Origin of the sequence: Streptomyces sp. NBC_01465 (assembly GCF_036227325.1) — a bacterium.
In the GTDB taxonomy this organism is placed as follows: Bacteria; Actinomycetota; Actinomycetes; order Streptomycetales; family Streptomycetaceae; genus Streptomyces.
This window is the reverse complement of sequence record NZ_CP109467.1, coordinates 8,371,902-8,390,816: the sequence shown is the minus strand read 5'-3', so window position 1 is coordinate 8,390,816 and position 18,915 is coordinate 8,371,902. Positions and strand designations below refer to the sequence as shown.

14 protein-coding genes and 1 pseudogene are annotated in these 18,915 nt (G+C 69.5%); 10 read left to right on the top strand and 5 right to left on the bottom strand.

Features of this window, described 5'->3' with window-relative positions:
* The first annotated feature begins 54 nt into the window (after window positions 1-54).
* From OG707_RS38880 to OG707_RS38870, 3 genes and pseudogenes are all read left to right on the top strand, one after another.
* Window positions 55-1,275 (top strand): metallophosphoesterase, encoded by a 1,221-nt coding sequence (locus OG707_RS38880; protein ID WP_329126607.1) that lies wholly within the window; start codon window positions 55-57, stop codon window positions 1,273-1,275.
* A 60-nt stretch (window positions 1,276-1,335) separates the two neighbouring features.
* Window positions 1,336-1,900 (top strand): annotated as a pseudogene (locus OG707_RS38875) (SMI1/KNR4 family protein); the annotation flags it as partial.
* 134 nt (window positions 1,901-2,034) lie between these two features.
* Window positions 2,035-4,002 (top strand): ABC transporter ATP-binding protein, encoded by a 1,968-nt coding sequence (locus OG707_RS38870; protein ID WP_329128204.1) that lies wholly within the window; start codon window positions 2,035-2,037, stop codon window positions 4,000-4,002.
* A gap of 47 nt (window positions 4,003-4,049) precedes the next feature.
* Here OG707_RS38870 and OG707_RS38865 read toward each other — a convergent pair whose 3' ends face one another.
* Entirely contained in the window at window positions 4,050-5,903 is a 1,854-nt protein-coding gene (locus OG707_RS38865; protein WP_329126606.1) for a M1 family aminopeptidase, read from the bottom strand.
* Window positions 5,904-6,110: 207 nt separating this feature from the next.
* On the opposite strand from OG707_RS38865, the gene OG707_RS38860 reads away from it, so the two are divergent.
* On the top strand, window positions 6,111-6,509 hold the full coding sequence (locus tag OG707_RS38860; protein ID WP_329126604.1) for a VOC family protein: 399 nt from the start codon (window positions 6,111-6,113) through the stop codon (window positions 6,507-6,509).
* Here the strand turns inward: OG707_RS38860 and OG707_RS38855 are convergent.
* Both OG707_RS38855 and OG707_RS38850 read right to left on the bottom strand, forming a co-directional pair.
* The gene (locus OG707_RS38855; protein ID WP_329126602.1) at window positions 6,506-7,306 is read right to left on the bottom strand and encodes a class I SAM-dependent methyltransferase; all 801 of its coding nucleotides are present in this window, start codon (window positions 7,304-7,306) and stop codon (window positions 6,506-6,508) included. The genes OG707_RS38860 and OG707_RS38855 overlap by 4 nt on opposite strands.
* Before the next feature lie 669 nt (window positions 7,307-7,975).
* Window positions 7,976-8,353 carry an AMP-binding protein gene (locus OG707_RS38850; protein WP_329126600.1) on the bottom strand — a complete coding sequence of 126 codons (378 nt, stop codon included), beginning with the start codon at window positions 8,351-8,353 and terminating at the stop codon, window positions 7,976-7,978.
* A gap of 163 nt (window positions 8,354-8,516) precedes the next feature.
* Between OG707_RS38850 and OG707_RS38845 the strand changes: the two genes are divergently transcribed.
* The 5 genes from OG707_RS38845 (at window position 8,517) to OG707_RS38825 (ending at window position 14,829) form a co-directional block, all read left to right on the top strand.
* Window positions 8,517-9,824 carry an MFS transporter gene (locus tag OG707_RS38845; RefSeq protein ID WP_329126598.1) on the top strand — a complete coding sequence of 436 codons (1,308 nt, stop codon included), beginning with the start codon at window positions 8,517-8,519 and terminating at the stop codon, window positions 9,822-9,824.
* Window positions 9,825-9,915: 91 nt separating this feature from the next.
* Entirely contained in the window at window positions 9,916-10,470 is a 555-nt protein-coding gene (locus tag OG707_RS38840) for a MarR family winged helix-turn-helix transcriptional regulator (RefSeq protein ID WP_329126596.1), read from the top strand.
* Window positions 10,463-12,976: an MFS transporter gene (locus OG707_RS38835; protein ID WP_329126594.1), complete on the top strand. Its 2,514-nt coding sequence runs from the start codon at window positions 10,463-10,465 to the stop codon at window positions 12,974-12,976. The genes OG707_RS38840 and OG707_RS38835 overlap by 8 nt, the downstream gene beginning before the upstream one ends.
* Window positions 12,977-13,039: 63 nt before the next feature.
* On the top strand, window positions 13,040-14,032 hold the full coding sequence (locus OG707_RS38830; protein ID WP_329126593.1) for an ArsR/SmtB family transcription factor: 993 nt from the start codon (window positions 13,040-13,042) through the stop codon (window positions 14,030-14,032).
* 89 nt (window positions 14,033-14,121) lie between these two features.
* Window positions 14,122-14,829: a C39 family peptidase gene (locus tag OG707_RS38825; protein ID WP_329126592.1), complete on the top strand. Its 708-nt coding sequence runs from the start codon at window positions 14,122-14,124 to the stop codon at window positions 14,827-14,829.
* On the opposite strand, the gene OG707_RS38820 is transcribed toward OG707_RS38825, so the two are convergent.
* Both OG707_RS38820 and OG707_RS38815 read right to left on the bottom strand, forming a co-directional pair.
* Complete coding sequence (locus tag OG707_RS38820) at window positions 14,817-15,605, bottom strand: heparin lyase I family protein (RefSeq protein ID WP_329126589.1); 789 nt, start codon at window positions 15,603-15,605, stop codon at window positions 14,817-14,819. The two genes, OG707_RS38825 and OG707_RS38820, sit on opposite strands and share 13 nt — an antisense overlap.
* Window positions 15,602-17,608: an outer membrane protein assembly factor BamB family protein gene (locus OG707_RS38815; protein ID WP_329126587.1), complete on the bottom strand. Its 2,007-nt coding sequence runs from the start codon at window positions 17,606-17,608 to the stop codon at window positions 15,602-15,604. The genes OG707_RS38820 and OG707_RS38815 overlap by 4 nt, the downstream gene beginning before the upstream one ends.
* Window positions 17,609-17,778: 170 nt before the next feature.
* Here OG707_RS38815 and OG707_RS38810 point away from each other — a divergent pair, with 170 nt between their 5' ends.
* Window positions 17,779-18,894 (top strand): substrate-binding domain-containing protein, encoded by a 1,116-nt coding sequence (locus tag OG707_RS38810; RefSeq protein WP_329126584.1) that lies wholly within the window; start codon window positions 17,779-17,781, stop codon window positions 18,892-18,894.
* The last annotated feature ends 21 nt before the right edge of the window (window positions 18,895-18,915 follow it).

The following is an 18,915-nucleotide window of genomic DNA, read 5'->3' as shown; positions in this document are numbered from 1 at the left end:
GACCACCGGATACAGTGCGCGTTTCGGCAGTCCGGTTTCTTCAGGAGGGGAAGCGTGACCGACACCAGCGAGGCCAGGTCCACGGACGGTACGGCGCAGGCCGCCCAGCAGAGCCGGCTGCGCCGCCTGATGCGCTACCTCCCTCTGATCGCCCCCGTCCTGCTGTGGGCCGTGCCCTGCTGGGTGCTGCTGCACGCCGGCCAGGACTGGCCGCTGCCTGTGGCGCTGGGTGGCACCGCCCTGTTCGTACTCGGTCTGATCACCATGCCGATTGCGATGATGCGCGGCCACGGCAAACGGCAGCAGGACCGGGCGGCGATCGTCGGGGACACGCTCCTCGGGACCGGCTGGGTGCTGTTCACCTGGTCCGTGCTGCTCGGCGTCCTGCTGCGTCTCGCGCTGACCGTGGCCGGTGCGGGCGACGGGCAGAGCCGGGCGCGGATCGTCACCTGGGCGGTTCTCGGTGTGGCCGCCGTACTGCTCGCCTGGGGGTACGTCGAGGCACGCCGGGTGCCGCGGGTGCGCGAGCTCGACGTACAACTCCCGCGGCTCGGCCCCGGATTGGACGGCACCCGTGTCGCTCTCATCACCGACACCCACTACGGCCCGCTCGACAGGGCCCGCTGGTCGGAGAGGGTCTGCGAGAAGGTCAACGCGCTGGAAGCCGACCTGGTCTGCCACACCGGCGACATCGCGGACGGCACGGCCGAACGCCGCCGCGCCCAGGCCGCCCCGCTCGGCACCGTGCGGGCCACCCGGGCCCGGGTCTACGTCACCGGGAACCACGAGTACTACAGCGAGGCCCAGGGCTGGGTCGACCTGATGGACGAACTGGGCTGGGAGCCGCTGCGCAACCGCCATCTGCTGCTCGAACGCGGCGGCGACACCCTGGTGGTCGCCGGCGTGGACGACGTCACCGCCGAGTCCTCCGGCCTGGCCGGACACGGCGCCCACCTCACCGGAGCCCTGGACGGCGCCAACCCCGAACTGCCCGTCCTGCTCCTGGCCCACCAGCCCAAGTTCATCGACCGGGCCGTGGAAGGCGGGATCGACCTCCAGCTCTCGGGCCACACCCACGGCGGCCAGATCTGGCCCTTCCACCACCTCGTCCGCATCGACCAGCCCACCGTGGCCGGTCTCAGCCGCCATGGCACCCGCACCCTCCTCTACACCAGCCGCGGAACCGGTTTCTGGGGCCCGCCGTTCCGCGTCTTCGCCCCCAGCGAGATCACCCTGCTCGTACTGCGCTCCCCGCAGCGGCCCACCACGCCGTAATACGGAACGGGCCGCCGCGCCTCGCGCACACGTGAGCGCGTTCAAGGCACTGTCGGGTTCGTGACGGACACGAACGCATTCGACTGGCGGCCCTTCCTGGTCAAGTGGAGCGGGGAGTGGGCAGATTCCCAGACGGACGACGAAGAACGGTACGAGCACGACGAGGCCGCGCGACAGGCGCGGTGGCTGGGGTTTCCCCCCGCGTCGGAGGAACGGATCGCGATCGCCGAGGAGCACCTCGGACGGCAAATGCCCCCTTCGTACCGTGAGTTCCTCAAGGTCAGCGACGGCTGGCGGCACGCGGGCGGGTTCGTGTCGCTGCTCGCGGGCACCCAGGACGCGCACTGGCACAACGACGAGTTTCGTATGGCCAGGACGTTCGAGAGAGACCTCGACAAGAACTCCGACACCGAGGAACGGCGGGGGGGCGGACGTCTGGCGACACGGGCTGCAGCTCGACGTCGAGTCCGACGCCACCCACGTCTTCCTGCACCCCGGGGACGTGGGTGACGACGGCGAATGGGCCGTGTACACCTGGTCGAGTTGGCGGGCCATGGCGCCCGAGCGACACGCGAACTTCGCCGCGTACATGCAGGAGATGTACCAGGAATTCCTCAGCTTGAGGGAGCCGTGACCGCCTGACTCCTCGCGCGGACGGGGCTGGGAAGCCCCGTCGAAGGGAATCTGTACGTGAGCATCATCGCGCTTGCGTTCAGTGGGGGGTGGCACGGCGTGAAAAGGTTCTTCGTGCGGGTACGGATGGCGGAGCCGACGGTCTCCGCCGCCGAGCAGGAACTCTTCGGCGGACCACTGCGCTACGACATGGGCTGGTCCGAACACGAGCGGGCCCGGCTCGACTTGACGATGCTCTCCGCGATCCGCGCGATGCCACGTCTGGTCGGCAGCACCCTGCGCCGGGCCTGGGGCGCCGACCGCCCGGCGCTGCTGGCCGTGTGGGTCAGCGAGATCGGCCAGGGCATCGCCGCCGCTGTCAGTCTCCTCGCGGTCAATGCGGTGATGCACGCCCTGCTCGGCGGCGGAGCTCCGGTCGCGCGGATGCACGAGGCAATGCCCGCGCTGATCGCTGCCGCGGCCGTCGCCGTGGTCAATGCCGGTCTGGCCGGCTGGTCGACGTCCCGTGCCGGGCGGCTCGAGCCGCTGGTGGAACGCATCGCCACCACGGAGTACCTGGCGGCGGCAACAGCCGTGGAACTGGAGGCCATTGAGGATCCGGAGTTCCGGCGGCTGATCGACATCGCCCAGTACGGAGCCGCTTCCGCACGGCGCATGATCAGCGCCTGTGTCGCCGCCCTGAACGGTTCCATCTCGCTCATCGCCACCGCGAGCGTGCTGACCGTCCTGCATCCCGTGCTGCTGCCGATGCTGCTCCTCATCGCCGCGCCGCGCGGCTGGGGGGCGATGCGGGTGGCACAGGAACGGTACGTGTCGATGATGACGTGGGTGGAACACGTACGCGCCAGCCGTCTGATCGGGAATCTCCTCACCGAGCGCAGTGCGGCCCAGGAGGTACGCATCCACGCGGTGGGCTCCTTCCTGCTGACGAAGTACCGGGCCATGGCGGAGAGCGCCGAGGAGGAGCAGAAGCGCCTCGCCAACGGGAAGGCGCTCACCGAGTTGGTGGCCGCGGCGCTGTCGGGGGTGGCGATGGCCTGTACGTACGGGCTGATGATCTGGCTGATCGTGGCCGGTCACATGAGCCTTGCCGTGGCGGGTACGGCGGTGGTCGCGGTGCGGTCCGGATCGGCGAGCCTGGGGGCGCTGGTGATGAACATCAACCAGTTGCACGAGGAGTCGCTCTACGTCCAGGACCACGACCGCTTCCTGGTGGAGGCCGCGCAGCGAGCCATCCCCGCGGGCGGCGACGGTCTGCCGCTGCACGTCGGCCAGGTCCACCTGGACAAAGTCACCTACTGCTACCCCGACCGCGACACTCCCGCTCTCGAGGCGGTGTCGATGACCCTGCCCATGGGCACGGTGACCGCGGTGGTGGGCGAGAACGGTTCGGGCAAGACGACTCTCATGAAGGTGCTGGCCGGGCTGCTGCTGCCGCAGAGCGGCACGCTCCACTGGGGTGATTCGGCGGAGATGCAGGACCTGGACCGTTCCCAGGTCTTCTCCCGGGTCTCTCTGCTGACCCAGGACTTTCAGCGCTGGCCGGTGACCGCGGCCCTCAACATCCGTATCGGACGCCCCGACCAGGACGCCGGGCACGAGGAGCTGCAGCCCTCGGTCGACTACGCCGGCGCCGCGTCCGTGATCGACAAGCTGCCCCACGGGTTACGGAGCCTGCTCGCCCGCATGTTCCGCGGCGCTTCGGAGATCTCGGGGGGCGAGTGGCAGAAGATCGGGCTGGCACGGACGCACTGGCGCAGTTCGACGAGCGTGGCCGACAGCGTGCTGATCGTCGACGAGCCCACGTCCGCGCTCGACCCCGAAGCGGAGATCGCCGCATTCGAGCGGATCCGCCGCCTCGCCGGACCGCACCGGGCCGTAGTCCTGGTCACCCACCGGATGTCCGGAGTGCGCGATGCGGACACGATCTACGTCCTGAGCCGGGGCCGGCTGGTGGAGCACGGCAGTCACGACGAACTCATCGCGGCCGACGGCCGGTACGCCGCGATGTTCCACACCCAGGCGGCCCAGTACCAGCGCCCCTCCCGGAGCATTCCCAAGCCCGCTCCTCCCCCGGTCGCGGACCTCGCTTGACGCACATGCGGCACCGGTCCGCCGCGGCGGACCGGTGCCGGACGGGGTCAGCCGTCGATGCGGTGCGTGGTCCAGAAGGAGCTGAGGTTCGTGGTCGTGGCGGCCTGGGCGGCCGCCTTGAACTCGGCGGTGGTCGAGACGCCGTACCAGTGCGACGTCGCGTAGTCCTTCAGCAGTTTGGCCATGACGGTGTCACCGAGGAGGCGCCGCAGGTCGTGCAGCGCGCACTTGCCGTATCCGTAGACGACGGTGGAGTAGCGGGACGAGTGGGTGTCCCAGTACGCCATCGAGTTGGTGATCTTCTCCGCCGTCGAGGCCCAGGAGACGTTGTTCCAGCAGTTGGTGCCGGACAGTCCCTGCGCGAGGTCGGTGGCGTAGTCGGTGAACGCCTCGTCGAGCCACGGGCTGTTGTACTCGTCGTCGCCGACGATCCCGTAGAACCACTGGTGGCCGATCTCATGGGTGAGCGCCGTGGTGCTGACCAGGTCCAGGACGAACCCGGGATACTCCATGCCGCCGAACCAGAAGTTGTTGTCGATGACCGCGTCCAACTCCCCGTAGGGATAGGCGCCGAAGCGGCCCGCATGGGCATCCACCGCGGACTTGGCGGTGGTGAGCATCGACTGAGCATTGGCGGAGCTGATGCCCGAGACCGAGTAGATGTTGATGGGTGTTCCGGCGGTGGAGGTGCCGGAGATCTTGGCGAACGGGCCCGCCGCCCAGGCGAAGTCACGGACCTTGGAGGCGGTGGCCGTGGTGATCGTACGGCCGCTGGATCCGGCGGTGTCGACCGAAGCGCCGGTGGCCGGGACGAGCAGGGTGGACGGGTGGTCGAGGGTCACCTTGAAGTCGGAGGCCAGCGAGTAGAACGCCTCGCCGTTGTTGGTGTACGGGTCCAGGTGCCAGCCCGATCCGTCCTTGACCGCGAGGACGGGCAGCGCGTTCCCGATCATGCTGAAGGCGCCGTCGTGGCCGAACCGGTCGGCGCCGCTGGGCACGGTGATGGCGAGGTCGAAGCCGATGGTGGTCGACTGCCCCTGTGCCAGCGGGGTCGGAAGGGCGACCTGCAGGGCCGTGCAGGCGACCGAGAGGGCGCCCGCGGTGCCGCCGGTGACGTTGCTGACGGCGATCGGCATCGCCGAGCAGGTGCCGTGGTAGTTGTCCCACAGCCTCAGGTAGACCTCGGTGAGCGGGGTGGACGAGGCGTTGGTGAAGGTCGCGCTCTCGTGCCCGGTCCAGACGGTTCCTGCGGTGTTGCTGCTGAGACTGACGGTGTACGAGGGCGAGGCCGGCGTACGGGTGGAGTCGGCCGGCGGGGTCGTACCGCCCGAGGTGTTGAGGGCGATGTCGTCGAGGACGAAGCTCGTCTTGAGGCTGGAGTCCTCGGTGCCGGTGAACGCGACGGTGACGGTCTGGCCCGCGAAGGACGACACGTCGAACGACTTCTGTACGTATCCGGTGGCCTTGTTGAGGTTCGAGTACGTCGCGAGGGTCGTGCTGCCGATCTTCGCCGTCAGCTTGTCGTAGGCGGTGGACGAGGTCGTCTCGGCGGTGTCGATGTGCAGCCAGAAGGTGAGGGTGGCGCTGCTGCACCCTGCCGGGACGGTGACGCTCTGCGAGAGGGTGTCGGTGTGGGTGCTGCCGACGCCGTCGAGCCAGGCGAAGCTGGTGCCGCCGTGGGCGGTCTGGCCGGTACGGCTGGTGATGACGGTGGACGACGACTGGGTCCAGGGTGAAGTGCCGCTCTCGAAGCCGCCGTTGGTGACCACTTGGGCCGGCGTACAGGCGGCGGGCGCCGACGGGGCGCTGGGCGCCGCCACCGCAGGGGCGACGGGAAGCAGTACGGCTGCCAACGCGGCGACGACGAGCGCCGCGAAGGTCTTGTGGGGGGTCGGTCTCACACGTAACTCCTTTGAGGCGGCCGGGATTCCGGCCTGCTCGGTGGCCGTCCGGCCGGCATGGGTGCGCCGGTGAACGGCCCTGGGGTGCGCATGGGTGGTGCGATCGCTGGGTGAGACCCTGACAGATTTGACCGGGTCATGCCATCAAATGCAGGGAAATGGACGTGCTGCATAATCTGAGCGCCATCCGCACTATCGGGGAGAGACATGACAAGCAGGTTCACCGAGTTGACCGTCGACTGCCACGATCCGGAGACGCTCGCGGCCTTCTGGTCCGCGGTCCTGGACTTCAAGGTGATCGACCGGAGCGAGGACAAGGTCGAGATCGGCTCCTGGATGCCGACCGTGGAGGACATCCGGGCCCGCCAGATGCCGCCCACCCTGCACTTCATACGAGTGCCCGAGGGCAAGGCCGTGAAGAACCGCCTTCACCTCGACGTCAGCCCGATCGACGGCAGCACCGAGGACGAGGTGACCCGACTTCTCGGCCTCGGCGCCACCAAGACGGACGTGGGCCAGGGATCGGACCGGAGCTGGGTGGTCATGGCCGATCCCGAGGGCAACGAGTTCTGCGTCGTGCGCAGCCTGGCCCCGGGCCTCTTCTAGCGCCGGCCGGATGCGAGCAGCGCGACGGCGGGCAGTTCGATCAAGCCGTCCTCCGCGACGCGTTCGGCGACCAGGCGGTCGTACGCAGCCTTGACCCGGGCGAACATCTCGGGGGTCTGTCCGGCCACCAACAGGCCGATGTGGGCCACGCCGCCGGCCGGTCCCGACCACCAGACTTCCGGGTCCTCACGGTGCGTCCAGGCGCGCTCGCCGCTGACCACGTCGGCCCAACCCGCCTGTTCCAGCAGCCCGCGGAGGCCCTCGGCCGTCCGGAGGAAATTCACCGGCGGGCCCGGGTACACCGGGCGCTCCACGCCGGCTTCGTCCACCGCCAGGTTGAGCAGGGACATCGCCTCGTTGCTGGTGCCGTGCCAGATCGTCACCGCCACGCGGCCACCAGTCCGGACCACCCGGCGCAGCTCGGTCAGCGCCGCCCACGGGTCCTCCACGTGGTTGACCACGAAGTTGGCCACCACGGCGTCGAACGAGCCATCCGCGAAGGGGAGTTCGGGCAGCACGGCATGCCGGACCTCCGCCCCGGGGGCGTTCGCGGACGCCAGCTCCACCATGCCCGGTTCGGCGTCCACTGCCACGACGTCGGCACCTCGGGCCAGCGCTGCAGCCGCGACCGTTCCCGGCCCGGTGCCGACATCCAGTACGCGCGTACCGGCGCCGACCTCGGCCGCGTCCAGCAGGGCCTCGGCCGTCGCGCCGCACAGAGCCGCGAAGCTCCCTGCGTACGCGTCGGCCGCGCCCGCCCACATCTGCCGCTCGTGCACGTCGAATTCGCCGGCCATGGTGCGCCCTCCCCTGGTTCGGATCTTGCCGCCAGGCTAACCGGGCCACCGGGCTGCAGGCCTCGCCCAGGTCAGCGGTAGAGGGCCCGCAGCTCCTTCTCCAGCGTCTTGACTTCATCGAGCCGCGAGCGGCTCCTGGGTGCGAACAGGCCGTCCCGCTCCCAGCGTTCCGGGTCGAGGCTCAGCGCGGGGACGTTGAGCCAGCCCCCGCGAGCGGATCGGGTATCTCCTCTCCCGGCAGGTTCTGTTCGAAGAGCCGAGCGCGCTGAGCGTGGTGCTCGCCGACTCGTCCAGGAAGGTCTTCCCGTAGAACTGCGGGTCGGAGAAGGACCATCCGACGTAGTAGTCCCAGATGGTCTTCAACGACATGATCACGGCGTTGTCGTGGAAGGCGTAGGACCCCTGGATGTTCAGGGTGAGGCCCTCGGCGAGCGAGAGGAACCAGCGGTTGGCGGGGGCAGACGCGACGTGAACCGCTCACCGGCGATCGTGACGCACCTCAGGGTTTTCGCCTGCCGGCCGCCCATTCCCTCCAGCAGGCGTTGGTGCAGCATGGGAGTGATGAGGAAATGAGTGACGCCCCGGCGCTCCATCAGGCCGGTGAGACAACGCCGGTCGGTGATGCGGTCGCGGAATGGCCAGAGTCACATCTTCGGGACCGAATCCGTCTTAGGAATTTCGCCACATCAGTGTGTTGACGATCGCTCGGTGTTCGACGGCAACGCCCTTGGGGGCCACGTCCTCGACGATCCGCTGGGTCACCCCGGGCGGGTTGTCGGGGTCCAGGGGGACATAGGCGCCGCCGGCCTTGAGGGTGGCCAGCATGGCGATGACGACGTCCGGCGGGCGCCGGACCAGAATCGCCACCCGGTCGTCGGGGCGGACTCCACCGCTGTTCCGCAGGAAGTGGTCCAGTCTGCTCGCACTGCGATTCAGCTCGCCGTAACTCAGTAATTCACCTTCGAATTCCAGGGCGGCATGACCCGGCAATCTCCTGGCACATTCCTCGAAAAGGAACGTCAGGGTCCGCGGATCGCCATGGTTCATCAGTAAATGCCCCCTGCCGAATGATCGTTGGTTCTCGACGCGAGAAGACTCAAGTGCACGGCCTCGGGCACCGGCCGTGACCGGGCGGGGCGTTGGGCTTGCGGAGTCCTGAGATAGTGGACCCCGCACGTAATAGGTGTAACCAACAGCGATCAGGGAACCCGTGGACACCAGCGAGAACAGCACCGGTACCGAACCGCAGGACGCGGCAGCCCCGGAGACCGCGAAGCCTCCGCGGCAGGGGTGGCGTCGGTGGGCCATCGACACCCGTCCGCTGCGGATCCCCGCGTACCGGCGGCTCTGGTCGTCCACGACCGTCACCGCCGTGGGCAGCCAGCTCACCGCCGTCGCCGTGCCCAAGCAGATCTACGACATCACCGGCTCCTCGGCCTGGGTCGGCGCGGCAAGCATGGCCGGACTGCTGCCGCTGATCGTCTTCGCTCTGTGGGGCGGAGCGGTCGCCGACACGATGGACCGCCGCAAGCTGCTGCTGATCACCAACTGCGGTATCGCCGTCACGTCCGTCCTGTTCTGGATCCAGGCCGCCGTAGGGGTGGGCTCGGTGGCTCTCCTGATGGTTCTGCTCGCGGTGCAGCAGGCGTTCTGGGGCCTCAACGCACCGGCACGCAACGCCTCCATCGCCCGTCTGGTCCCCACGGACCAGCTGCCCGCCGCCAACGCACTGGGCTCGACCGTCATGCAGACCGGGCAGGTCATCGGCCCCCTGCTGGCAGGTGTCCTCATACCCGTCGTCGGACTGCCCGAGCTGTATCTGATCGACGCCGTGGCCCTGTGCTTCACAGTGTGGGCGGTCTACCGGCTGCCCTCCCTTCCGCCTCTCGGCGCCGCGGCGAAACGTCGGGCGGGCGTACGCGAGATCGCGGCCGGATTCCGCTACATCTCCGCGCACAAGGTGCTGTTGCTGTCGTTCCTCGCCGACATCATCGCCATGGTCTTCGGCATGCCCCGCGCCCTGTTCCCGCAGCTCGCCACCGAGACCTACAGCCCGTACGGCGAGGGGCTCGCGCTCGGCCTGCTGTTCGCCGCGATCCCCATCGGGGCGGTGGTCGGAGGACTGTTCTCCGGCACGTTCTCCCGCATCCGTCATCACGGCCGGATGGTGATCGGAGCGGTCGTCGCGTGGGGCGTCGCCATCACCGGTTTCGGACTGAGCAGCAGTCTGTGGCTCGCGGTGGCCTTCCTGGCCCTGGCCGGAATCGCCGACATGGTCTCGATGGTCTTCCGCGGCGCGATCCTGCTGTCCGCGGCCACGGACGAGATGCGCGGGCGCATGCAGGGCGTCTTCACGGTCGTGGTCGCGGGAGGTCCCCGGCTCGCCGATGTCCTGCACGGGTCGGCCGGTTCGGCACTCGGCCCCCGTACGGCGGTGGCGGGCGGCGGGATCCTCGTCGTCATCGCCATGACAACCCTCGCCCTCGCGGTGCCGGCACTGCGCCGCTACCGCTCCTGACGCTTCGACCAGGGCCCCGTTCCCGTCCCCTTCCGGGGCGTCTACACTCACTTGCTGGATACAAGCAATAATGCGAGTGCGGAGGCGGAACATGGACAGGGGAACGGTCCATGACCACGACGAGACGGCCGTACCGGTGACCGGCAGCGCGAGCGCCGCGGAAGCCGCGACCGGGCTCGGCAGCGAGATGGTCCGGTTCTTCCGGCTCCTCTCGGCCAGCAGACAGCGGGCCAAGTTCGAGCAGGGCGCCGGCGAACGCGTGCTGCTGGCCCGGCTGGTACGGGACGGCGCACAACGGGCCACCGACCTGGCCTCGGCGACGCTCCTCGATCTCTCGACCGTCAGCCGACAGGTCCGGTCGATGGTGGAGCGCGGGCTGATCGAGCGCCACCCGGACCCCGACGACCGGCGCGGAACTCTGCTGCACGCAACCGAAGCCGGTGTCGCGGCGTTCGAGGCGTACCGGCGGCAGCGCGACGCGGATCTGACACAACTCCTGGAGCCCTGGTCACCGGAGGACCGGTACCAGCTCATCCGGCTGATGTCCCGCCTCAACGACGATCTCGTACAGCATCAACTCACACGTCACGAACCCGGATCCCACTCCGGAACAGCGGCGCAGCAGGGAGCAAGCAAGCATGAGTGAGGCCGTGTCCGCACCGAGCGGAGACACCACAACGAAGGCGATAGCCACCCCCGGCGGCCTGAGCCACCGGCAGATCCTGACCATTCTGAGCGGCCTCATGCTGGGCATGTTCCTGGCCGCGCTCGACCAGACGATCGTCTCCACCTCGATCCGCACCATCGCGGACGACCTGCACGGGCTGAGCCAGCAGGCGTGGGCGACGACCGCCTATCTGATCACCTCGACTATCGCCACACCGCTGTACGGCAAGCTGTCCGACCTCCATGGACGCAAGCCGTACTTCCTGGGCGCGATCAGCGTCTTCATCGTCGGCTCGGCGCTGTGCACCTTCTCCACGTCGATGACCGAACTGGCCGCCTTCCGCGCCCTGCAGGGCATCGGCGCGGGCGGCCTGATGTCGCTCGCCCTGGCGATCATCGGCGACATCGTGCCGCCGCGTGAACGGGCCCGCTACCAGGGGTACATGCTGGCCACGTTCGCCACCTCCAGCGTCGCCGGACCGCTGATCGGCGGCTTCCTGGCGGGGCAGGACAGCATCCTGGGCGTCGTCGGCTGGCGCTGGGTGTTCCTGGTCAACGTCCCCATCGGCATCATCGCGCTGTTCGTCGTCGCCAAGGTCCTCAACATCCCCCACACCCGCCGTGACCGCCGTATCGACTGGTGGGGCGCGGTCACCATCGCGCTCGGTGTGGTGCCGCTGCTGCTCGTCGCCGAACAGGGCCGCGAGTGGGGCTGGGACTCGACGAACTCGCTGGCCTGCTACGGCATCGGCGTGGTCGGCATCATCGCCTGGATCCTCGTCGAGCGGCGGATGGGGGACGACGCGCTCATCCCGATGCGGCTGTTCCGCAACCCGATCTTCAGCAAGACCAGTCTGCTGTCCGTGCTCATCGGCGCGGGCATGTTCGGCGGGATGCTGATGATCCCTCAGTACCTGCAGATCGTGAAGGGCGCCAGCCCGACCCGGTCGGGCCTCGAGATGCTGCCGCTGATGGTCGGCATGATCATCGCGTCGATCGTGGCCGGGCAGATCACGGCGAAGACCGGCCGCTACAAGATCTTCCCGACCATCGGCACCGTCCTGATGGTCGTGGCGCTGCTGCTGTTCCACTTCAGGATCCAGTGGGACACGCCGCTGTGGGAGGCCATGGTCTTCATGCTCGTCTTCGGCCTCGGCCTGGGCGGCTGTATGCAGACACTGGTCCTCGCAGTGCAGAACGCCGTACCGCCGCAGGACATGGGAGTGGCGACCGCCTCTTCGACGTTCTTCCGTCAGATGGGCGCCACCGCAGGGACCGCGATCTTCCTGTCCGTGCTGTTCAGCAACGTCGGGGACAAGATCTCGTCGGCCTTCAAGTCCGCTGCGGGGACACCCCAGTTCCAGGCCGCGCTGCACGACCCGTCCGTCCTGTCCGACCCGGCCAACAAGCCGGTGCTCGACATGCTGCAGCACCCCGGCGCGGGCGGTGGCGCGTCCGTGCTGAGCGACTCCTCGTTCATCCAGCAACTGGACCCGCGTCTGGCCGAGCCGTTCAAGCAGGGCTTCGCGAGCTCCATGCACGTGGTGTTCCTGATCGCGGCCGGAGTGGTCGCGCTCGGCTTCCTGATGGTCCTGTGGACCAAGGAGGTCCCGCTGCGCAAGATGTCCGGCCTCGAGGCTCGGGCCGCGGAGGAGAGCGCGGGTTCGGCCGCCGTACCCCTGCCCGAGGCGGTGGCCGAGGCCGTCGCCACCGTGGACGCGGTCGCATCGGGCACCGGCGTCCGGGGGCACATCCGCGACAGCGACGGCTCGTCCGTGGCGCAGGCCGTGGTGACCCTGATCGACCTCCAGGGCCGGCAACTCGGCCGTACGACAACGGATGCCGACGGCCGGTACTTCGTCACGGCCCCCTCCGGCGGGACGTACGTCCTGATCGGTTCCGGAGGCGCGCGTCAGCCGCAGGCGACCACGGTGACGGTCGGCGACTCCCCCGTCGACTTCGACCTGATCCTCAGCGGCGCCGCGGGGCTCACCGGAAGCGTCATCAAGGCGTACGACGAAGGGCCGGTGCCGGCCGCGCTCGTCATCGCCACCGACGTACGGGGCGAGGTCGTCGCCTCCGGAACCGCCGACGCCTCCGGTGAGTTCGCGTTCGGTGATCTGGTCCCGGGCAGTTACACCCTCGCGGTGAGCGCCACCGGGCACCGACCCACGGCCGTGCCGGTGGAGGTCGCCGCCGCAGGCGCCAACCACTACGCGGTCCGGCTCGATCCCGGCGCCCGCCTCCACGGCATCGTCCGCAACAACGCGGGCGACCCGCTGGACGAGGCGCGGGTGACGCTGCTCGACGCCGCCGGGAACACGGTCGGGTCGACGGTCACGGAGGCGGACGGCGTGTACGCGTTCCACGACCTCGACAGCGGCGAGTACACGGTTCTCGCCAGCGGCTACGCGCCCAGTGCCGTGCCTCTTCAGTTGGACCGCGAAGGCAGGGACGATGTCGACGTGAATCTGAGTCACTCATGAGGTGACCACAGGCGCCGTCGGCCCGCACAGGCCGACGGCGCCTCCCGGAGGAGGGGGCGGGGCATGCTGCGGGTGTACTTCACCGCCGAGGATCTTGCGCGAGTCCGGATCGCACCGGGCCCCGACCATCTCTGGGAGATCAGCAACAGCTTCCAGACGCTGCAACGCCGCGACGGCACAAGGGTGTTCGGCGAATGGCGCCGCTGGGCGCGCCCCCGGCTCTCGGGAAGCTGCCGGGCGCTGTCGCCGCTCCTGCCCCCGCGCGGCTACTCACCGGATTTCCTCACCCCCACGCAGGGTGACAGCGGCACCCTGCAAGCGGCGGTCGACCGGCTGGTGAGCACGCCGGAACCGCGGCTGCGCGCCGATCTGACACGCATGACCGCATCCAGCCAACTCCCGCTGTGGACACAAGCGTTGGCCCATGGCGACCCCCAGGCCCTGCGGCGACTGGGCCTGGCGCTGCGCACCTATCACGCGGAGGCCCTCGCACCGTTCTGGCAGCGCATCCGCGCCCATGTCGACGCCGATCGCATCGTACGGCTGCACAGCCTGCTCGACGGCGGCACCGAAGGGCTGCTCGCCGGGCTCGGGCCCCGGTTCCGCTGGCGCGCTCCGGTCCTCGAAGCGGACTATCCCGTGGACCATCAACTCCGGCTGGGCGGGCGCGGTCTGACCCTGCAGCCCTCGTTCTTCTGCTGGCCCACACCCATCACCCTCGCCGACGGCGACCTGCCGCCCGTCCTCGTCTACCCCATCGAGCACGAGACGGACTGGACGCATTCCCCGACGGGCAGCCGTCCCGGCAGCGACACGCTCGGGCCGCTGTTGGGACACACCCGCGCCGCCGTCCTCAGGGCGGTCCGTACCGGCTGCTCCACCGTCGAGCTCGCCCGGCTGCTGGCGGTGACCCACCCCGCCATCAGCCAGCACCTGAAAGTGCTGCGCGCGGCGGGCCTCGTCACCACGGTCCGCGGGGCGACGCGGTCCCTGCACGTCGCCACTGCGGAGGGGCGGGCCCTGCTGCACAGCGCTGAGCGGCCCCCTCCTCCGTAAGCCACACCTTTCATGTCTTGCGGATGGCATGGCCACGTCGGGACGCTGAGCTCTGCCCCTCCCCTCCGAGCTCGCCCCCAGGAGCCCCCATGCGCAAGAGACTTGTCGCCGCAGCCCTCGCAGCCCTCGCCGCAGGCGCCCTCACCACTCCGGCCGCCGCGCAGGCGCCGCGCCCCCTCACCACCGTGTCGGTACTGGCCCACGGTTCGAAGGCCGGCACGGCGGTCGTCAGCGGACAGAACGCGCCGGGTACGCGCCTGGACGTCGGCGGCGTCCACACCGCGAGCGCGCACACCCTCCAGATCGACTACCAGGTCCAGCAGACCGGTTACTGGTGCGGCCCCGCCGCCACCCGTATCGCCCTGTCCGCACGGATCTCCCCGCCCAGCCAGAGCACCCTGGCCGCCCAGCTCGGTACGACCGTGAACGGCACCGATCACATCAGCCAGGTGACCGGCGTACTCAATGCCAACCTCGGCACCGGCTGGTACGAGACCAAGGAGATGCCCAACGATCCGCCCACCCAGGCCCAGCGGGACCTGCTCTGGTACGACATCGTCCTGGACATCGACCACAACTACCCGCTCGTGGCCAACATCGTCGCGCCGCCCGGCAACCAGCCCCCCGGCTACCCCTCGGACCAGACGATCTACCACTACTTCACGGTGATCGGCTACGACGACGCGAACCGCACCGTCCTCATAGCCGACCCGGCTTCCTTCAGCGGCAACCAGATCTACTGGCTCTCCTTCGACCAGCTCGCCACCCTGATCCCGCCGAAGGGCTACTCCGCCTGACCGAGATCCTGGATCCGGATGTCGTCGTGGTACACGACGCGTGTCGGAACGTCTCCGTTCTCGATCGATTCACTGGGACGGTAGAGACCCCACTTGATGTAGCCGAAGGTTGTCGGGTTCCTGGGGTGGAAGGTCTGGACGTTCTCGTACGTGGCACGGAGCGTGAAGTCCTGCTCGCCGGGCAGCCGCGCGGAGACCTTGTAGTAGCCGGTCGCGTCGTCCGTCCAGCGGACGTCCACCCGGAATCTCATCCACCGGTTGATCTGCGGACGGAAGTCCTCGACCACCGTGGACTGCAGCCCGAGCGTCGGCGAACGGAAGGCGATGCTGTTGCGCTTGGTCATCAGGTAGAAGGAGGGCCAGTTCCCTCCTGCATGCTTGCCCTGGAAGATGATGTCGCCGCTCTCCGAGTCCCCCGGCTCATAGGTCTTCCAGTCCTTCAGGAGAACGCTGAACTCGTATCTGCGGGTGTCGCCCACGTGGAACACCCCCTGAGGGATGTCGTTCGTGGCGCTTTCGCTGCGCGGGGCCCCGTCGGACACATAGCCGGGGTCCCCCAGCGTCACCTTGTGCGAGACCGCGTGGTCCTCGCCGGAGGGGACGACGGCGGACGCGTCCGGCGAGGTGGCGTGCGTCGTCGTCAGACCGGCAATGCCCGAATTGAGGCTGCCGTCCTGGTAGTTGACGTCCAGCACCACCGCATCCGCGCTGCCGGCGGCCGGCCACGTCGCGGTCAGAGTCCCCGCCAGCGCCAGGGCGGTGAGGGCCCGCATCATCGGCCGGGCCTGTCGGTGATCCGCACCAGGTTGCGGCCGCGCAGGGTGTAGAGGTGTCCTGCCTCGTCGTTGGTCAGGTGGGAGCCGCTGTACCAGGCGCCGTTGATGGCGGCGACGACGGTGGTGACGGCGAAGGTGCGGGGGTCGAAGCGGAACACGGTCGTGTCGGAGACGCCGTACACCACACCCTGGTTGGTCACCATGGCCGCGAAGCCGTTGCAGACGGTGCGGACGTCCGCCGTGTGCACCAGGGTGCGCGTACGGAGGTCGATGACGAAGAGACCGCCCTTGCGCGACAGGCCGTAGAGGTGCCGCCCCCGGACCGCCAGCGCCGCGCATCCCGCCGTCTGCTGCGGGTCGATCCGCCACAGCTCCTTGCCGCGGACGGGGTCGAACGCCACCACCGTGCTGCGCGGTCCGGTGGCAAGGGTGTTGTCCCCGCCGAGGTAGGCCACACCGTCCTGGCTCGCGATGCCGCGCAGGCACTGCATCGCGTCGATGGGGTTGACGAAGCACTGGGACCGGCGCTTCCTCGGGTCGTACGTCCACAGCGAGCCGCCGCCCTCGGTGTCGCACTGCACACCGGCGAGGACGAGCCCGTTCTTCCGGTCCAGGGTCACGTCCAGGGGCCGATTCTGCCCGGAGGGGAAGGCGGCCACCTGGCTGATCGGGTCGCCGCCGTCGGGGTCGTAGCGCCAGATGCCCTGTGCGTTGTACTGGCCCGTGTACAGGGCTCCGCCGTAGATCACGGAATCCTTGGCCTCGCCTGGCGCGTGCAGGTTCACGATCGCGCCGGAGCGCAGTGAGTGGCGGGCAATGGTGCCCGTACCGCCGACGTACACGTATCCCCCGCCGGCGGCGAGGCCCATGGCGGTCTGCGCCGCCTTCGGGGCGCCCGCCTCACCGAGGTCGGTGACGGTCGAGGTGCCCGCGCCCGGGTCGATCTCCGCCACGAAGCCGAAGGCCGAGGTGACGACGACCTTGCCGTCCCGGCTGTCCACGCCCCAGATCTCACCCAGGTCAGGGCCGTCGAAGACGACCGGGGAGACGGAGTTGGAGCTGGTGTCGTACGCGAGGATCCCGGACTCACTGGCGTAGTACACCGTGTCGCCGATCGCCGTGAACGACTTGACGACCGTGCCCGACGACGTCGCCACGGCGTACGAGGACAGGTCCTCGAGGTCCATGACGCCGACCTTCGCGGACTCCGTGGACGCGGCGGTGCCGACGACGAGTTTGTCACCCATCACCGCCAGGTCCCGGATGCTCGGATCGCTCTCCATCTCCGCGGGTGCGACGGAGGTGAAGGCCCCTGTGGATCTGTCGTACGCGTAGAGGGTGGCCCTGCCCGAGTCGCCGCCCCCGTTGAAGGTGGTGCCCGCGCCGAAGAACACCGTCGTCGCGGTCGCCGCGACGGCGCGTGCGAGCGTGCCCGGCGGCCCCGGGGTGCCCGCGTTGCGGACGGTGAGCGTCGCGGGGTCCAACTCCCACAGAGCCGGGGCGGTGTCGGCGCCGCCGCCCACGGCGTAGAGGAATCCGTCGGGCGCGACGGAGAGGGCGCGTACATCGCGGTCGCCTATGCGTCCTACGGGCTCGGCGGGGGTGCCGGGCGCCGTCAGGTCCCAGCGGAAGAGGTTGGGTTTGCCCACGTCGGCCTTCTGCAGCACGCCCGCGTACAGGTACCGGCCGGTCGGGTCGGCAGCAAGGGCCTGGATGGAGTGCCCGTTGGTGATGTCGGTCTGGGCCACCACCCTGCGCGTGGGCAGATGGAGCGCGATGATGCGCACGGGGTCGATGTTCCGTGAGCCGATGTAGACGGTGTCACCGATCAGCACAGAGCTCATGAGCGAGAACTGCACGACGGCCGGACCGAGATCGGTGATCCTGGGCGTGGTTTCCGCTGCGGCCGCGGCCGGTTGTGCGGCGAGACCGAGCGCTGCGGCCAGTCCGGCCGCGCCTCCTGCCTGCAGTACGTGCCGTCGGCTGATCTGCGGGTTGGGCATGACTTCTTCCTCCAGTACCACTCGCGCAACGAGGTGTTCGCACACTTCAGCGCCCACGGAAGACCCGGGTCAACGAGAACGAAAGAAAGCGATCAGGATCGATAGGGAAGGAAAGCTTCCGCACCGCCGGGACCATGCGATAGAACGAACGGACCGGTGGGAGGGGCAGCATGGCGCTGGCGTCAGAACGGCAGGAACTGATCCTCGCCGCCGTACGGGAGCGGGGCACCGTACGCCTGGCCGATCTTGTCGCACGCCTCGGCGTGACCGCGGTGACCGTACGGCGCGACGTGACGATCCTGGCCGACCGGGGCCTGGTGGTGAGGGTCCACGGCGGGGTCACCCTGGCGCATCGCGGACCGACCGCCGAACAACGCCCGCCCGCTGCCTCTCCCTTCGGCCGGCTGCCCGGCCAGGCCCTGGTGGGCATGGTGGTTCCCACGGTCGAGTTCTACTGGCCGCCCGTCATCCAGGGCGCCCAGTCGGCCGTGGCCGCGGCCGGCGGAAGACTGGCACTGCGGGCTTCCGCGTACGACGCCGGAGAAGACCGGCGGCAGGTCTCCGCTCTGCTCAACCGCGGGATACGCACCCTGATCGTCGCGCCCACCACAACGGGCGACGCGGGCCTCGATCTGCTGCGCTGGCTCGGCGGCCTCCGTATCCCGGTCCTGCTGGTCGAGCGTCTGCCGCCACCGGCTCTGCCCACGCTGCCGCTCGACGCCGCAACGACCGCACACAGCCTGGGAGCAGGGCTGGCGGTGCGGCACCTCGTCACCCTCGGCCACCGCCGCATCGCCTTCGTCACCGCACGCTTCAGCCCCACGACGCAGGCCCTGCTCGAAGGATGGCGCGAGACAGGCGAATCCCTCGCCCTGCCGGACCGTGCGGACCTCGAGTTCGACGTGCCCGCCTACGGCTCCCGCGGCTGGACCGACGCGTACGACGCCGTGCTGCAACGGTGCCTCGACGCAGGCGTCACGGCCCTGTTCGTGCACTCCGACCGCGAGGCCATCGGTCTGACCGAGCGCGCCCGCGACCGGGGGCTCGTCGTACCCGACGACCTGGCCGTGGTGTCGTACGACGACGAGGTCGCCGCGGCGTCCGACCCGCCCCTGACGGCGGTCCGCCCGCCGAAACACCGGCTGGGCGCCGTCGCGGCCGAACTGGCCATGGCCCGGATGGCGGACCCGGCCGAACGCCCCGTGCACCGCGTGCAGTTGTGGCCCACGCTGATCGTACGAGAGTCCTGCGGGGCTGCCCGGAGCTCAGGACCGCCGACCGGCTGACGACCGGCCGGCGTCCTGCTC

Excerpts from the sequence above, each read along its gene's own strand:
- OG707_RS38870 (WP_329128204.1), top strand. The coding sequence starts at position 2,035 with ATGGCGGAGCCGACGGTCTCCGCCGCCGAGCAGGAACTCTTCGGCGGA.
- OG707_RS38860 (WP_329126604.1), top strand. The coding sequence starts at position 6,111 with ATGACAAGCAGGTTCACCGAGTTGACCGTCGACTGCCACGATCCGGAG.
- OG707_RS38855 (WP_329126602.1), bottom strand. The coding sequence starts at position 7,306 with ATGGCCGGCGAATTCGACGTGCACGAGCGGCAGATGTGGGCGGGCGCG.
- OG707_RS38850 (WP_329126600.1), bottom strand. The coding sequence starts at position 8,353 with ATGAACCATGGCGATCCGCGGACCCTGACGTTCCTTTTCGAGGAATGT.
- OG707_RS38840 (WP_329126596.1), top strand. The coding sequence starts at position 9,916 with ATGGACAGGGGAACGGTCCATGACCACGACGAGACGGCCGTACCGGTG.
- OG707_RS38835 (WP_329126594.1), top strand. The coding sequence starts at position 10,463 with ATGAGTGAGGCCGTGTCCGCACCGAGCGGAGACACCACAACGAAGGCG.
- OG707_RS38830 (WP_329126593.1), top strand. The coding sequence starts at position 13,040 with ATGCTGCGGGTGTACTTCACCGCCGAGGATCTTGCGCGAGTCCGGATC.
- OG707_RS38825 (WP_329126592.1), top strand. The coding sequence starts at position 14,122 with ATGCGCAAGAGACTTGTCGCCGCAGCCCTCGCAGCCCTCGCCGCAGGC.
- OG707_RS38820 (WP_329126589.1), bottom strand. The coding sequence starts at position 15,605 with ATGATGCGGGCCCTCACCGCCCTGGCGCTGGCGGGGACTCTGACCGCG.
- OG707_RS38815 (WP_329126587.1), bottom strand. The coding sequence starts at position 17,608 with ATGCCCAACCCGCAGATCAGCCGACGGCACGTACTGCAGGCAGGAGGC.
- OG707_RS38810 (WP_329126584.1), top strand. The coding sequence starts at position 17,779 with ATGGCGCTGGCGTCAGAACGGCAGGAACTGATCCTCGCCGCCGTACGG.